This is a genomic window from Mesorhizobium sp. BR1-1-4 (genome assembly GCF_020165375.1).
In the GTDB taxonomy this organism is placed as follows: Bacteria; Pseudomonadota; Alphaproteobacteria; order Rhizobiales; family Rhizobiaceae; genus Mesorhizobium; species Mesorhizobium australicum.
In genome coordinates this window covers 223494-238835 of sequence record NZ_JAIUIB010000005.1, presented here as the reverse complement: position 1 = coordinate 238835, position 15342 = coordinate 223494, and the positions used below count along the sequence as shown (strand labels likewise).

Below are 15342 nucleotides of genomic sequence, written 5' to 3'. Positions count from 1 at the left end.
ACGGTTCTCCCGGCTACCCCCTTCTACCTGACGATGGTCAGGCGTTCGGCGGCCCGGGTGATAGCTGTGTAAAGCCAGCGCTGGCGCGTTTCCTTGAAGGCCCAGCTCTCGTCGAACAGCACGATCTCGTTCCACTGCGAGCCCTGCGCCTTGTGCACCGTCAGCGCATAGCCATAGTCGAAATCGTCGAAGCGCTTCTTCTGCTGCCAAGGGATTTCGGCGTCAGGATCCTCGAACGCCGCCTTCAGCAACTTGATTTTCGCGACGCCGCGATCCGGATCGTCCTCCTCGGGCGAAACCAGAAGATTGATCCCGGGCTTGACCGTCTCGCGCGACGAGGTCATCACCTTCCACAGCGAGCCGTTGAGCAAGCCCTTGGCGGGATCGTTGCGCAGGCACACCAGCTTGTCGCCGGCTTGCGGATAATCGGCATTGAAGCCCTTGAGCTCGCGCAGGCGCTGGTTGTAGCGCCGCCGCGTGCGGTTGGTGCCGACCAGCACCTGGTCCGCCCTCAGCACCAGTTCCTGATTGACGTCTTCCTTGCCGATCACCTTCGCGGTGCCGTAGTCGCCGCGCATGAATTCGCGGCCCTCGCGCACATCGAGCGCCAGCCGCAGGATCGGATTGTCGCGCGCCTGCCGGTGGATCTCGGTCAGCAGGAAGTCTGGCTCATGGTCGGTGAAGAAGCCGCCACCCGAGATCGGCGGCAACTGGCCGGGGTCGCCCAGCACCAGGATCGGCGTGCCGAAACTCATCAGGTCACGGCCAAGCTGCTCGTCGACCATCGAGCACTCGTCGATGACGACCAGTTTGGCGCGCGAGATCGGGCTCTGCCGGTTGAGTGAGAAGGTTGGCGACATCGAGGTCTTGCCGGTGACCTCGTCGGCCACCGATTCCTCGCCCTTGGGCCGGTAGATCAGCGAATGGATGGTGCGGGCGTTGACCGCGCCCTTGGAGCGCAGCACCTGGGCGGCCTTGCCGGTGAAGGCTGCGAACTGCACCTGGCCGTCGACATGTTCGGCGAAATAGCGCGCCAGCGTCGTCTTGCCGGTGCCGGCATAGCCAAACAGCCGGAACAGCTGCGGCGTGCCGGTCTTCAGCCAGCGGGCGACCGCTTGCAGCGCCTCGTCTTGTTGGGGTGAAAATTCCATCTGATCGTGTGACCGGATTCGCGAGGCAAACACAAGATCGCCGCCACCACCATCGACACGCCGGTGGCGAACTTCCCTGCTGTTCAGGCTATCAGCCGCAGGCAAGAACGTAAAGGGAACGAAAATTCAGTTGGCAGCGTGCGGATCGTTCTCCAGCAGGATCGGCTTGCCATGCGGTGTGGCGTGCGCGGCGCGCTCCCAGGCCCGCGCCATCGCATCGACGTCCGGCTTGGCAGCCAGCCCCTTGGAGGCGAGCAGCCCTTCCAGCGCCGCCAGCCAATGCTCGTAATAGTCATGGCCGTCCGCCGCGGCATCCGGCTTCTTCACCTCGGCTGACAGGGCATCCGCCCATTCGTTCCACGAAAACAGGCCCTTGTCGTGCAGTGCCACAGTCATGGCGAAGGCTTCGGCCTGCCATGGCTCGGCGAACACCGGTGCGTCGAAGCCGGCGGGCAAACTGGCGGCGGATCCCTTCGCTTCAGGCCGGCTCAAGATAGCTCTCCCAGGCGTCGATCGAGACGGTCAGTGTCGGGTCGGCGCCCTCGCCCCAGATTTCCGTGCCATCGAAAACCACGGTATAGACCCATTGCGGATTCTCGCCCTGCCCATGCGCGTTGCTGTCGGGAAAGACGAAGCCGTCGCGCACCGCCTCGATGGTGCCCTGCTTGTCGCGCGCATAGCGCGGCAGCCTGGTATGGCCGGTCGGGTTGAAGTTTTTCGTCCGCACCGAATCCCCGGCCTTGAATCGTGGCGCTGTCTCCACCGGCCGATCGCAAGGACCGCCCTTGGCCAGCACAGCGGGAACGTTTTCCGCCTTCAGCACTCTTTTGGGTGTCGCCGCCGGATCAATCGCCTCGCCCGCCCCGAGGTCGCGCTCGCTGACGAAACCATGCCGCTTGAGCAAGATCTCAAGCGCCTTGATCCATATCTGATAGTAGCTGGAGCCATAATATTCGGCCGGATGCAGCGATTCCCGTGCGTGCCGGCTCTCGTCGATGTTCCAGGCGCCCATGCCGCCGGCGCAGAGCGTCAAGCCGAGCGCCCGCCTCTCCCAGTCGGCATGGAAATACGGCTCGTCTCGTTCGGGCGCGACCGGCCCGAAACCCATCTGTCCGCCGAGATCCTGCGGCCCGTTCATGCCGGGTGACTCGCCAGAGCCGTGCCGATCATGGCATCGCGGCTCACCAGCTCGGCCAGCCGCTCCTCGCTCCAGCCCTCGGTGCCGTCGGGCCGCGTCGGCACGACGAGATAGCGCAGTTCCGCTGTCGAATCCCAGACGCGTATCTTCGTCCCGGCCGGCAGCACCAGCCCGAACTCCTCGAGCACGCCGCGCGGATCGATCACCGCGCGCGACCTGTAGGGCGGCGCCTTGTACCACACCGGCGGCAGGCCAAGCACCGACCACGGATAACAGGAGCACAATGTGCAGACGACGAGGTTGTGGGTATTCCCGGTGTTGAACACCGCCTGCATATGCTCGCCTTGCCGGCCGGTATAGCCCAGCGATTCGATCGCCGCCGTCGCGTCGCGCTTCAGCCACGCGGCAAAAGCGGGATCGCTCCAGGCCTTGGCCACCACCCGGGCGCCGTTGCGCGGACCGATCTTCGTCTCGTAGGTATCGACAATGACGTCGATCGCAGCCGGATCGATCAGCCCCTTGCGGGTCAGGATGGTTTCCAGCGCGCGCACCCGCGCGGCAAACGGATCGAGTTCGTTGTCGTGGTCATGATCGTGGGACATGACGGCAAACTAAAGTTCCGATCCGCCGGCCGCAAGTATGACGGCTTGGGCCAGCGGAACTCGGTGCGTGCCCGCTTGCTACTCGGCGGCGGTCTTCTGCGGCTCACCGGGGATGTCGTCATTGGTGCCGAACAGCGAGGGCTGGTCGCCCTCTTCGACCAAGTGCAACTCGGCCTTGCGCTTCGGCATCAGTCCGACCAGCCAGCCCGAGAAATTCTCCATGTAGACGTAGATCACCGGTGTCACGAACAGGGTCAGCGCCTGCGAGGCGAGCAGGCCGCCGACGACGGCAACGCCCAGCGGCTGGCGCAGTTCCGCGCTGGCGCCGGTGCCGAGCGCGATCGGGAACGTGCCCATCAGTGCCGCCAGCGTCGTCATCATGATCGGCCTGAACCGCATCAGGCAGGCTTTGTGGATGGAATCGGTGGCCGACATGCCCTCTCGTCGCAGTTCAAGCGCGACGTCGACCATCATGATGCCGTTCTTCTTGACGATGCCGATGAGCATCAGGATGCCGATCACCGCGATGACGGACAGATCCATGCCGGCGAAGCGCAAGGCGACAACCGCCCCGAGCACAGCCGACGGCAGGCCGGTCAGAATCGTCAGCGGGTGGATGAAGCTCTCATACAGAATGCCGAGCACGATATAGATGGTCAGGATGGCGCCGCCGACCAGCAGGCCCTGGTTGGCAAGAGAATCCTGGAAGGTCTTGGCGGTGCCGGCGAAGGTCGTGGAGATCGCCGTCGGCATGCCGATCTGCTCTTTCAGCGCGTCGATGCGTTTCACACTGTCGCCCAGCGCCACGCCCTGCGGCAGGTTGTAGGAGATCGTTACCGCCGGAAGCTGGCCGAGCTGGTTGACCGTCAAGGCTCCGGCCGTGCGGTCGACCCTGGCGAAGGCACCGAGCGGCACCAGGCTGCCGCTCGCCGTCCGCATCTGGATGGCAAGCATCCGCTCCGGCGACCATTCGATCTTGGGATCGAGTTCGGCGATGACTTCGTAACTGTCGGCCGAGCCGAAGATCGTTGAAACCTGGTCGGTGCCGAACCCGCCATAAAGCGCCGAGCGCAGCGTGTCGGTGTCGATACCGAGTTGGGCGGCCTTGTCGCGGTCCACCACCAGCGTCGCCTGCAAGGCGTTGTTCTGCAGGTCGCTGGTGACGTCGGTGAAGGTCGTGTGGTCGGCCGCCATCGCGTCATTCAGTTTCTGCGCCCACTGATCTGTCAGGCCGGTATCGAGGCCCTGAACCACAAGCTGGTAGGCACTGGCCGACGAGCGCGAGCCGAGCCGCAGATTCTGCACCGGCTGCATGTAAGTCTCGATGCCCGCCACGCCGGCCAGTTGCTTGCGCAGATCCGCAAGCACCTTCTCGATATCGGGACGCTGGTCCTTGCCCTTGAGCTGGACGAAGAGCTGTCCCTGGTTCAGCGCATTGTTACCGCTGCCCGCCGACCACGCCACATGGTCGACATAGGGTGACTTCGAGAACACGCTGGCCACCTGCCCTTGCAGCTTGGCCATAGCGTCGAACGAAATGTCCTGGCGCGCGATGGTGGTCACCGAAATCTGGCCGATATCTTCTTGCGGGAAGAAACCCTTCGGCGAAACCTCGATCAGCCACACCGAGGCTGCCGCGGTGCCGACGAAGACGAGGAACACCAGGAAGGTGTGCCGCAGGCAGAAGCTCAGAATCCGATCGTAGCCGCGCGTGAGGAAATCGCGCTTGTGGCCAGCACCATGTGCCTCGCGGTCGGCCTTGGTCACCGACAGCAGCCGCGAGCACAACATCGGCGTCAGCGTCAGCGACACGAACATGGAGGCCAGGATGGCGACGGTCACCACGACGGCGAACTCGTTGAAGATGCGCCCGATCACGCCACCCATCAGAAGCACCGGGATGAACACCGCCACCAGCGAGATCGAGATCGAGATGATGGTGAAACCGATTTCGCGCGCGCCCTTCAGCGACGCGTCGAAGGCCGACAGCCCATCCTCTTCCATATGGCGGAAGATGTTTTCGAGCATCACGATGGCATCGTCGACGACAAGGCCGACGGCGAGCGTCAGGCCCATCAGCGATATGTTGTCGATGGAAAAGCCGAACAGGAACATCGCGCCGAGCGTGGCGATCAGCGAGATCGGCACCGCCACGGCCGGGATGATGGTCGCCGTGACGCGACGCAGGAACACGAAGATCACCATCACCACCAGCGCGATGGTCAAAAGCAGCGTGAACTGCACGTCGTCGACCGCCTGGCGGATCGAGCTCGAGCGGTCGTTGAGCAGCTTGATCTGGGCTGCGGCCGGCATCTGGTCCTGGAAGGACGGCAGCATCGCCTTGACCTTGTCGACGACGTCGACCGTGTTGGCGTCCGGCTGGCGCTGCACCGCCATGATGATCGCGCGGGTACCGTCATACCAGCTTGCGGTTGTGGTGGTCTGCACCGAATCGACGACACGGGTCACCTCGCCCAGCCGCACCGGGTGGCCGTTCTTGGTGGCGATGATGAGGTTTGAGAAACCGGCCGCGTCGGTAAGCTGCGTGTTGGCGGTGATGGTGAGCTGCTGCTTGTTGTTTTGCAGAACGCCGAGCGGCGTGTTGCTGTTGGCGGACGCGACCGCCGCCTGCAGCTGATCGATCGAGATGCCGCGCGCGGCAAGCGCGGTCGGATCGATCTGGATGCGCACCGCGTATTTCTGCTGGCCGAAGATCGAGACCTGCGCGACGCCGTCGATGGTCGACAGCGACGGCGAGATGACGTTTTCGGCGAAGGCATCGAGGTCGGTCAGCGGCACCGTGTCGCTGACCAGCGACATCAAGAGGATCGGCGCATCGGCCGGATTGACCTTGCGGTAGCTTGGCGGCGCCGTCATCTGCGGCGGTAGCGATTTCTGCGTGCGCGCGATCGCCGCCTGGACGTCGGCGGCGGCCGCGTCGATGTTGCGGTTGAGCACGAACTGGATGGCGATCGAGGTCTGGCCGAGCGAGTTGGTGGTCGAAATGGAATCGATGCCGGCGATGGTCGCGAACTGCTTGATCAGCGGCGTCGCCACCGACGTGGCCATGGTTTCGGGCGAAGCGCCGGGCAGCGAGGCCGAGACGTTGACGACCGGGAATTCGGCGCTCGGCAGTGCCGCCACCGGCAGGAATTCGTAGGCGAACAGTCCGCCCAGCACGAGGGCGAACGACATCAGAAGGGTGGCGACCGGCCTGCGGATACAGAATTCGGAGATCATTGGGCCGCCTCGCCGGCGTTGGTCGCCTCGGCAACCTTCGGCGCGGCCGCCTTGCCTTCATGCACCGCGGCGCCGTTCTTCAGCCTTGTCTGGCCCTCGGTGACGACCTTCTCGCCGCTTTTCAGCCCCTGACTGATGGCGCTGTTTGCGCCTTCGGTCAGCACCACCTGCACCGGCCGCATCTCGACAGTGCTGTCCGGCTTGACCACGTACACGAACGGCCCCTTCTGGCTGGGCTGCACCGCCACGGTCGGAACCGAGGTCATCCGCGGCATGATGCCGGCGTCGAGCACGACATTCACATACTGGCCCGGCCAAAGGGAAAGATCGGCATTCGGAATGCTTGCCCGCGTCGCGATCGTGCCCGATGCGGTGTCGACGCTGGAATCGACGAAATCGAGCGTACCCTTGCCGATCGGCGTCGGGTCGCCGTTCTGGATCAACGTCACCGCGTTCTGCTGTGGATTGGCAAGCGCCTTATGAAGCAGCGCAAGGTTGCTTTCCGGCAGATTGAAGTTGACCTGCAGCGGGTCCATCTGGGTGATGGTTACCAGTGGCGTCGCCGTGCTGCTGTTCCCGTTGCTGACGGTGACGAGGTCGCCGACGGCGACATTCACGGCACCCAGCCTGCCGGCGATCGGCGCGGTGATGGTGGCAAAGCCAAGCTGGACATTGTCGGCGTCGATCGTCGCCTTGTCGGCATCGACGGTCGCCGCCGCCGCCTTCTGCGCGGCAACGGCCTGGTCGTAGGTCTGCTGCGTACCGGCCTGCTTGGCGACAAGGTCCTTGGCGCGCTGAAGGTCGGAGTTCGAGCTGGCAAGCAGCGCCTGGTCCTTGGCAAGCGCTGCCTGATCCTTGGCGAGTTGCGCCTTCAGCGCCCGATCGTCGAGCGAGAACAGGAGGTCGCCCGCCTTCACCATCTGCCCGTCCTTGACGTCGATCGACACGATCTGGCTGGAGACGCGCGCGTTGATGTTGACCACGGCCGGAGAGGAGACGAAGCCAATGGCATAGCGGCGGATCGGGAAATCCGCGGTCGTCGCCGTCGCCGAAACGATCGAGGCCGAACGGGCACCGTTGCCGCCACCCGCCGCCTTGTCCCCCGCCGCCGGCTTTTCGGTCGCTGGCTTGTCTGTCGCGGCGACCTGCTTTGCGCCGAGGAACTGCTGAGCCTTGTTCAGCGCGTCCGGCGACAGATAGAGCCAGGCCGCGCCGACACAGGCGACCGCCAGCAATGAAAGCATGACTTTTCCACGCATCGACAAAAGACCTCTCCGTCCGACACGCCATAGCCAGGTGGTCGTATTCTAGCGCAATTCCCGGCTCACTGCCGCGATTTCGCCGAATAGATAGGACGCGGGTTTGTCGGAAAAGGGCCAAAACACGGCATTACGAAGATTTAATGTGCACTGCACAATAGCTGTGCAGCCGGCTATCCTCAAAGCCGGAAGCCGGATGGGCTCCGAAAAATGGCCTCCGAGAGGGCAGCCTTATCTAGCGCAGCATCGGCCAAAGCGTCGCCGCCAGCAGCACGCCCATGGCGATGTTGAACCATTTCAACCGCACCGGGTCGGACAGGAAGCCGCGTAGTGCCGTGCCGAATCCGGCCCAGACCGAGACACTGGGAAGATTGACCACAGTGAAAGCCACGCCGATCAGAATGACGGACAAGAATGGCCGTTCGGGATTGGTATAGACGGCCATCGCGGTGATTGCCATCACCCAAGCCTTGGGGTTGACCCACTGGAAGGCCGCGGCATCGATGAATCGCATCGGCCGCGCATCCGTCTCGCCCTTGCCGCTGAGCGAGCGCGACATGGCAATCTTCCAGGCGAGATAGAGCAGATAGACGGCGCCGGCGATCTTAAGCCCGGTGTGCAGCGCGGGGAACGCGGTCAGCACCGCCCCAAGCCCGAAGCCGACGGCAAGCAAAAGGACGAGAAATCCGATGCTGATGCCGAGCATATGCGGGATAGTCCGCACGATGCCGAAATTCACGCCCGACGCCAGCAGCATAAAGTTGTTCGGGCCCGGCGTGACCGAGGTCACCAGGGCGTAGAGCAGCAGGGCAAGGAAGGCGTCGAGGGTCATGACGGCTCCAAAGGTCAGCAATACTGACTTAAATCGACCGGGCGCCGGACGCAACGTCATTCGAGTGGTCCAATGCGCGCCGCAGTGATCCGCCTGTACGGCCAGCGGCGCGTCTGGACCCCGCGTGGAAGAAGATCAGGTCCCAGAATCTGGTTGGATTATCCGCATAGGCAACCCATTCATTGCCTCGTAAGGCTGGGACTGTCATCGTCACCCAGCCGTGGGCAAGCACCCAGATCGAGTATGCGATCAGTGCGTACATCATCACATGTATCACCAGATCTTGTCGTGGGGTCATGCGCCACCAAGTCTCAGTTCGCTTTTCGGATCGCCTCGCCCGACCGTGATTGCTGAACTTTAATTTCGTATGACTGCTACATCCCCTGCGGGCCGCGGTTCATGGCTGCCACGCCGGTGCGGCAGATCTCGACCAGTCCGAGCGGCTTCATGATGGCGATGAACTGGTCGAGCTTGGAGCCCTTGCCGGTGATCTCGAAGATGAAATGCTCGGTGTTGGCGTCGATGACGCTGGCGCGGAACGCGTCGGCGAGCCTGAGCGCCTCGACCCGGGCCTCGCCGGTGCCGGCAACCTTGACCAGCGCCAGTTCCCGTTCCAGCGGCCGCTCCTGTCCGAACTCGTGCGAACGCACGGTGAGATCGACCACGCGATGCACCGGCACGATGCGCTCGAGCTGATGCTTGATCTGCTCCAGCACATGCGGCGTGCCGCGCGTCACGATGGTGATTCGCGACAGGTGTTTTTCATGCTCGGTTTCCGAGACGGTCAGGCTCTCGATGTTGTAGCCACGCCCGGAAAACAGGCCGATGACCCGGGCAAGCACGCCCGGTTCGTTATCGACCAGCACGGAAAGCGTGTGGTTTTCCGGCCGTTCCGTTTCCTTGGCGATGAAGTAGGCGGAACCGGTGGGTTGAAGGTGCTGTGCGTTCATGACATGAATCTCAAACTCTTGATCTAACTATCTGTTTCCGCACGGCTTATCTTGACAAGCCCTGCCCCGGTCCGTCGTCTACACCAGTTCCCTGCCCTTGGCGTCGATTGCATTGGCCACTACCTCGTCGGTGGCCTCGTCCGGCAACAGCATCTCGTTATGCGCCTTGCCAGACGGGATCATCGGGAAGCAGTTGGCGAGCGTCGCCACGCGGCAGTCGAACAGCACCGGTTTCCTGACCGAGATCATCTCCTTGATCGCGTCGTCCAGTTCGTCTGGCTTGTCGCAGCGAATGCCATGGCCGCCATAGGCCTCGGCCAGCTTGACGAAGTCGGGCATCGCTTCGGTGTAGGAATGCGACAACCGGTTGCCGTGCAGCAGCTGCTGCCACTGGCGCACCATGCCCATATACTGGTTGTTGAGGATGAAGATCTTGATCGGCGCGTCGTGCTGCACGGCGGCGCTCATCTCCTGCATGGTCATCTGCACCGAAGCATCGCCGGCAATATCGACGACCAGCGCATCGGGATGCGCGATCTGCACGCCGAGCGCGGCAGGCAGGCCGTAGCCCATCGTGCCCAGCCCGCCCGAGGTCATCCAGCGGTTCGGCTTCTCGAAATGATAATGCTGCGCCGCCCACATCTGGTGTTGGCCGACCTCGGTGGTGATGTAAGTGTCCATGTCCTTGGTCAGCTCGTAGAGCCGCTGGATGGCGTATTGCGGCATGATCACGTCGTTGTTCATCTTGAAGGCGAGTGAATCGCGCCCGCGCCATCTGGCGATCTGCTCCCACCAGGGGTAGAGCGCCTTCTTGTCGGCCTTGGCGGTTGCACGCCACAGCCGCACCATGTCTTCCAGCACGCGCCCGACATCGCCGATGATGGGCACTTCGGTGTGGACGTTCTTGTTGATCGAGGACGGATCGATATCGATGTGGATCTTGCGCGAGTTCGGCGAGAACGCATTCAGCCTGCCGGTGATACGGTCGTCGAAGCGCGCGCCGATGCAGAGCATGACGTCGCAGTCATGCATGGCCATGTTGGCTTCGTAGGTGCCGTGCATGCCGAGCATGCCGAGCCAGTTCTTGCCCGACGCCGGGTAGGCGCCGAGCCCCATCAGCGTCGAGGTGATCGGGAAACCGGTGAGGTCGACCAGTTCGCGCAAGAGATGGCTCGCTTCCGGGCCGGAATTGATGACACCGCCGCCAGAATAGATCACCGGTTTCCTGGCGCCGGCCATCAGTTCGACCGCAGCCTTGATCTTCTCCAGGTCGCCCTGGACCTTGGGCTGGTAGCTGGTGCGCGGCGCGATCTGCGGCGGCACATAAAAGCCCTTGGCGAACTGCACGTCCTTCGGGATGTCGACCACGACCGGACCGGGACGGCCGGTCGTCGCGACATGGAACGCCTCGTGGATGGTCGCGGCGAGTTCGTTGACGTCCTTCACCAGCCAGTTGTGCTTGGTGCAGGGCCGCGTAATGCCGACCGTGTCGCATTCCTGGAACGCATCGGAGCCGATGAGCGAGGTCGGCACCTGACCGGTCAGGCAGACCAGCGGGATCGAATCCATCAGCGCATCCTGCAGCGGCGTCACCGCATTGGTGGCGCCGGGACCCGATGTCACCAGCATGACGCCGGCCTTGCCGGTCGACCGCGCATATCCCTCTGCCGCATGGCCGGCGCCCTGCTCGTGCCGCACGAGGATGTGCTCGACCTCGTCCTGCTGGAAGATCTCGTCATAGATCGGGAGAACGGCGCCGCCGGGATAACCGAAGACATGCTTGACGCCATTGTCCTTCAGCGCCTGCACCACCATTTCGGCGCCGGTCATTTCCCTACCTGCCATCTCGCGCCGCTCGTTCTGTCCATTGCTCATCGGTCTGGTCCCGTACTGTCCGCCATTGGGCGTTGCTGGTCGTTTAGTCGTGTTTCAGGCAATAAAAAAGGCCCCCGAGGGAGCCTGTGTCTGCGCATGGGGGGTTTCGCCCGGCGGTTACACCGCCTTGCCCACGCGCCTTCCTACGAGAATGAGTGCCGTTTTCATGGTGGCGGACCATAAAGGCGAAGTCGCGGGGTCGTCAATGGGGTACCGCACGAATTCACTCAGCCGTGAGATCGGCTCCGCCGCGCGCTACCATAGTACAGTTGAGCCCATCCCATCGACGCACCACTATGCCGGGCTGACGACGTGCCTGGGAGGAGACGCGTTGCCGGCGAATGGGAGTCCCATCCCCAGGCAGGGAGGTCCTGGCCGGCCGCTTGCTGTTCCAGTGGAAGCCTGAACAGGCGTTCTTGGAAACCGACAACCGGAGGAGAAACCATGCTCGAGAGAACACCCACCACGAAGGCGCAGGCCCTGCTCGACAAGCTTGGCAAGGCGCTGGAGACCGGCGACATCGACGCGGCGGTCAACTGTTTCCAGGCGGATTGCTACTGGCGCGACCTCGTCACCTTCACCTGGAATCTCAGGACGATGGAGGGCCAGGAGCAGGTCCGCGACATGCTGAAAGCGACGCTGGCTGGAACCCGGCCGAGCGACTGGAGGGTGGCCGAAGGCGAGGAGGCGACCGAAGCGGACGGCGTCACCACCGCCTGGATCACCTTCGAGACCGAGGTGGCGCGCGGCTTCGGCCTGGTGCGGTTCAAGGGCGACCTGATCTGGACCTTGCTCACCACCATGGCCGAGCTCAAGGGCCATGAGGAGAAGGCCGGTTTCAATCGGCCGCTCGGCGCCAAGCACGGTCACGGCAAGGACAGGAAATCCTGGCGCGAGGAGCGTGATGACGAGATCGCCGAACTCGGCCGCGGCAAACAGCCTTATGTCGTGATCATCGGCGGTGGCCAGGGCGGCATTGCGCTCGGCGCGCGCCTGCGCCAGCTCGGCGTATCGGCCATCATCATTGAGAAGAACGAGCGTCCCGGCGATTCCTGGCGCAAGCGCTACAAGTCGCTCTGCCTGCACGATCCGGTCTGGTACGACCATCTGCCCTATATCGACTTCCCCAAGAACTGGCCGGTCTTCGCCCCGAAGGACAAGATCGGCGACTGGCTGGAGATGTACACGAAGGTGATGGAGCTGAACTACTGGTCCTCCACCTCGGCTAAATCCGCGAAATACGACGACAAGACCAAGGAATGGACCGTCGTGGTCGAACGCGACGGCGAAGAGATCGTCCTCAAGCCCAAGCAGTTGGTGCTGGCCACCGGCATGTCCGGCAAGGCGAACTGGCCGAAATACAAGGGCCAGGACATCTTCAAGGGCGAGCAGCAGCATTCCTCGACCCATCCCGGCCCCGACAAATATCGCGGCAAGAAGGTCGTGGTCATCGGCTCCAACAACTCCGCCCACGACATCTGCGCGGCTCTCTGGGAGGGTGGCGCGGACGTCACCATGGTGCAGCGCTCCTCCACCCATATTGTCAAGTCCGACACGTTGATGGATATCGGGCTCAGCGCACTCTATTCCGAGCAGGCGGTGGAGAACGGCATGACGACGCGCAAGGCCGACCTGATCTTCGCCTCCCTGCCCTATCGCATCCTGCACGAGTTCCAGATCCCGCTTTACCAGCAGATGAAGGAACGCGACGCGAAGTTCTACGCGGACCTTGAGAAGGCCGGCTTCCTGCTCGACTGGGGCGATGACGGCTCAGGCCTGTTCATGAAATATCTGCGCCGGGGTTCGGGCTACTACATCGATGTCGGCGCCTGCGACCTGGTCATCGACGGCTCGATCAAGCTCAAGAGCGGACCAGGTGCGGCGGTGCGGGAATTGACGCAAACCGGCGTCAAATTCGCCGATGGCACCGAATTGCCGGCCGATCTCGTGATCTACGCCACAGGCTACGGCTCGATGAACGGATGGGCGGCGGACCTCATCTCGCAGGAGGTGGCCGACAAGGTCGGCAAGGTCTGGGGCCTTGGCTCCAACACCGCCAAGGATCCCGGCCCCTGGGAAGGCGAGCAGCGCAACATGTGGAAGCCGACCCAGCAGGAGGCGCTGTGGTTCCATGGCGGCAACCTCCATCAGTCACGCCACTATTCGCAATATCTGGCGCTGCAGCTCAAAGCCCGGCAGGTTGGCTTGCCAACACCTGTCTATGGATTGCAGCAGGTCCATCACAAGGGATAGGTCGCTTCTCCCGCATCGACACGGTGAACCTGTCCCGCGTCGGCGACGTCGAACAAGGCGGCAGCGGCGAGTTCGCCGCTGGGGCTGGTCGGCGATGGCGTGAAAACGCCCTCGTCAGCCAAACGCTCGCGGCAGGGCCGGTATGCCGCCACCGCGCTTTCGCCGTCGAAGCAGAAGCACATGGCTGTCTCCTCCTGATCATTGGTCTCGTCAGGGCCGATTGGCGAAGTCGTGCACGACGCGCTGCAGCAACGGCACATAGTCGCGAAACGCCCGCGTCCGCATATTGGCGACCTTGCCGCCCTCGTCCCAGATGCGAACCCGCACCGCTTCCGCATGGAACGGGTTCTCGCGGAACGCAGCCACCTCGTCGGCACTCATCGGTCCGCCCTGCAGCGACAAGGTATGAACCGAAGCCGGCGACAGCCTGGAGAAATAGGTCGGGTCGGCGGCGCAGAGATAGCGCTTGGCGGCAACGTGCAGCCGGACGCACTCGACGATAACAGGCGGGAAGAACGGCGCCAGCACTTCGCCGCCGGCCTCGTCATGGTGCTTGTCCTCGACATCGTCGGGCGAATAGGTGCCGAACTCGCTGGTGTAATGGCCGATGTCGTGCAGCAGCGCGGCGGCGACCAGCACGTCTGGGGCTCCATCCTGTTCCGCCAGCCAAGCCCCTTGCAGCATATGCTCGGACATCGTCACCGGCTCGCCGAGATAGGATTCGGCGCCCCGGCGCTCAAAAATGTCGGCGATGAATTCGACGATGGTGTCCGCGTTCAGATCCTGGCCGATCATTCCGCGGCCTCCTTGAAGCCGTGTTCGATCGCCGCGAGCGTCGACAACAGGCCGTCCTTGTCGGCGTAGCATCCCTGCAGCCAGCGCTTGCCGGTGCCGGAAAACGCCTTGCGGGCATGCATGACGCGGGTGTTGTCGACGATGAAGGCCTGGCCGGGCTCGAGCTTGAAGGTGACTTCGAAGGATGGATCCTCGATCAGCTCGGCGAAGCGGCGGTAGGCGGCATAATAAGCACCCATCTCGGCGAACGGCACGTCGACGGTCGGCGCCAGCGAACGGTTGTTGAAGCGGATGCAGATCAGTTCGCCGTCGGGTCCAAGCTCGATCATCGGGCGCTTCGCCTGCAGCCGCACGCCGGACGACCCTGCATATTCGAACCGCGCCGCATGGGAGCTCAACAGCCGAAAACCCTCGGGATTTTCCGCTTGAAGGGCGGCCGCGACGGCAAAGCCGTCGACGACGCTGGATTCACCGCCCTCCACCGTGTTCTCGATGCAGGACAGGATCTGCAGCGTCGGCACCGGATCGCGATAGGGATTGTCGGTATGCGCCTGCAGGCCCAGATTGGTGTAGGCGAGATTGTTCGGGTTGACCTCGGCGCGCACTTCGAACCAGCGCCCGTAATTGGTCTCCCTGACATAGCCGAACAGGTCGGACACCTTGCACAGCGCCCCGGATTCGGCCGGCAGCCCGTCCATCACCGCAAAACCATAAGTCCTCACCGCCGAAAGCCATTCGCGCAGGACACCGCGGCCATGCAAGGCCGCCGGATAGCTGGCGCGCGGCACCGCGTTCTGCATCGTCGCCCTGGTCCAGCGCTGGATGACATCGCCTGTCCAACCAGGCTGGCGTGTCTCGTCGCGATCATAGGCGTTCGCACGCAGCCATTGGGCGGGAAAGCTGACCGTTTTTCCCTCCGGCTCGAAGCTGATCTCCAGCGCTCCGGCCTTGATGGCGGCAGCGCCAATTCTCGTCTTCGCCGGAATGTCGAGGATGGTGATCAGGCGTTGGCCATTGCCGGCGCTGCGCGTCTTGTCGTCAAGCGCGTTGTCACGCAGCCAGACGGCGTGGAAGCGGGTACGCTTGCCGTCTGTCCAACCAAGTTCGATTGTTCTGCCTTCATCGCCAACCAGCACGTGGGTGAGCATGGAAATCCGTCCTGTCGCCTTGTTGCCCACGGTTCGTACCGTGGTTTGGATTGCATGTTGACCTCCCGAAAGGCATAATTCCAATTATCATTTTTTGGC

General features: G+C 63.3%; 13 protein-coding genes. 1 reads left to right on the top strand and 12 read right to left on the bottom strand.

The window, feature by feature from the left end:
- Positions 1–23 precede the first annotated feature (23 nt).
- The 9 genes from LB571_RS12895 to LB571_RS12855 all read right to left on the bottom strand — a co-directional run bounded on the left by LB571_RS12895 (position 24) and on the right by LB571_RS12855 (position 11047).
- Positions 24–1151 carry an ATP-dependent RecD-like DNA helicase gene (locus LB571_RS12895; RefSeq protein ID WP_140714693.1) on the bottom strand — a complete coding sequence of 376 codons (1128 nt, stop codon included), beginning with the start codon at positions 1149–1151 and terminating at the stop codon, positions 24–26.
- A gap of 126 nt (positions 1152–1277) precedes the next feature.
- Positions 1278–1643 carry a nitrile hydratase accessory protein gene (locus LB571_RS12890; RefSeq protein ID WP_015317299.1) on the bottom strand — a complete coding sequence of 122 codons (366 nt, stop codon included), beginning with the start codon at positions 1641–1643 and terminating at the stop codon, positions 1278–1280.
- Positions 1630–2289 carry a nitrile hydratase subunit beta gene (gene nthB, locus LB571_RS12885; RefSeq protein ID WP_224594897.1) on the bottom strand — a complete coding sequence of 220 codons (660 nt, stop codon included), beginning with the start codon at positions 2287–2289 and terminating at the stop codon, positions 1630–1632. The genes LB571_RS12890 and nthB overlap by 14 nt, the downstream gene beginning before the upstream one ends.
- On the bottom strand, positions 2286–2891 hold the full coding sequence (nthA, locus tag LB571_RS12880; RefSeq protein ID WP_140724106.1) for a nitrile hydratase subunit alpha: 606 nt from the start codon (positions 2889–2891) through the stop codon (positions 2286–2288). The genes nthB and nthA overlap by 4 nt, the downstream gene beginning before the upstream one ends.
- A gap of 78 nt (positions 2892–2969) precedes the next feature.
- Positions 2970–6131, bottom strand: coding sequence for an efflux RND transporter permease subunit (locus LB571_RS12875; RefSeq protein ID WP_224594894.1), 3162 nt, complete (start codon positions 6129–6131; stop codon positions 2970–2972).
- Positions 6128–7390: an efflux RND transporter periplasmic adaptor subunit gene (locus LB571_RS12870; RefSeq protein WP_224594890.1), complete on the bottom strand. Its 1263-nt coding sequence runs from the start codon at positions 7388–7390 to the stop codon at positions 6128–6130. Before LB571_RS12870 ends, LB571_RS12875 begins: the two co-directional genes overlap by 4 nt.
- A 235-nt stretch (positions 7391–7625) precedes the next feature.
- Positions 7626–8222, bottom strand: coding sequence for a LysE family translocator (locus LB571_RS12865; protein WP_015317294.1), 597 nt, complete (start codon positions 8220–8222; stop codon positions 7626–7628).
- 374 nt (positions 8223–8596) lie between these two features.
- Positions 8597–9172, bottom strand: coding sequence for an acetolactate synthase small subunit (ilvN, locus tag LB571_RS12860; RefSeq protein WP_013894763.1), 576 nt, complete (start codon positions 9170–9172; stop codon positions 8597–8599).
- A 78-nt stretch (positions 9173–9250) separates the two neighbouring features.
- Positions 9251–11047 carry an acetolactate synthase 3 large subunit gene (locus tag LB571_RS12855; protein ID WP_224594887.1) on the bottom strand — a complete coding sequence of 599 codons (1797 nt, stop codon included), beginning with the start codon at positions 11045–11047 and terminating at the stop codon, positions 9251–9253.
- Positions 11048–11491: 444 nt separating this feature from the next.
- Between LB571_RS12855 and LB571_RS12850 the strand changes: the two genes are divergently transcribed.
- On the top strand, positions 11492–13300 hold the full coding sequence (locus LB571_RS12850; protein WP_140873408.1) for an NAD(P)/FAD-dependent oxidoreductase: 1809 nt from the start codon (positions 11492–11494) through the stop codon (positions 13298–13300).
- Here the strand turns inward: LB571_RS12850 and LB571_RS12845 are convergent.
- From LB571_RS12845 to LB571_RS12835, 3 genes are read right to left on the bottom strand one after another with little or no spacing between them, the layout of a single operon-like run.
- Complete coding sequence (locus LB571_RS12845; protein ID WP_140724120.1) at positions 13288–13482, bottom strand: hypothetical protein; 195 nt, start codon at positions 13480–13482, stop codon at positions 13288–13290. The two genes, LB571_RS12850 and LB571_RS12845, sit on opposite strands and share 13 nt — an antisense overlap.
- A gap of 28 nt (positions 13483–13510) precedes the next feature.
- Positions 13511–14095: an HD domain-containing protein gene (locus LB571_RS12840; RefSeq protein ID WP_224594884.1), complete on the bottom strand. Its 585-nt coding sequence runs from the start codon at positions 14093–14095 to the stop codon at positions 13511–13513.
- Positions 14092–15243, bottom strand: a complete 1152-nt coding sequence (locus LB571_RS12835) for a gamma-butyrobetaine dioxygenase (protein WP_224594881.1) — start codon at positions 15241–15243, stop codon at positions 14092–14094. Before LB571_RS12835 ends, LB571_RS12840 begins: the two co-directional genes overlap by 4 nt.
- Positions 15244–15342 lie beyond the last annotated feature (99 nt).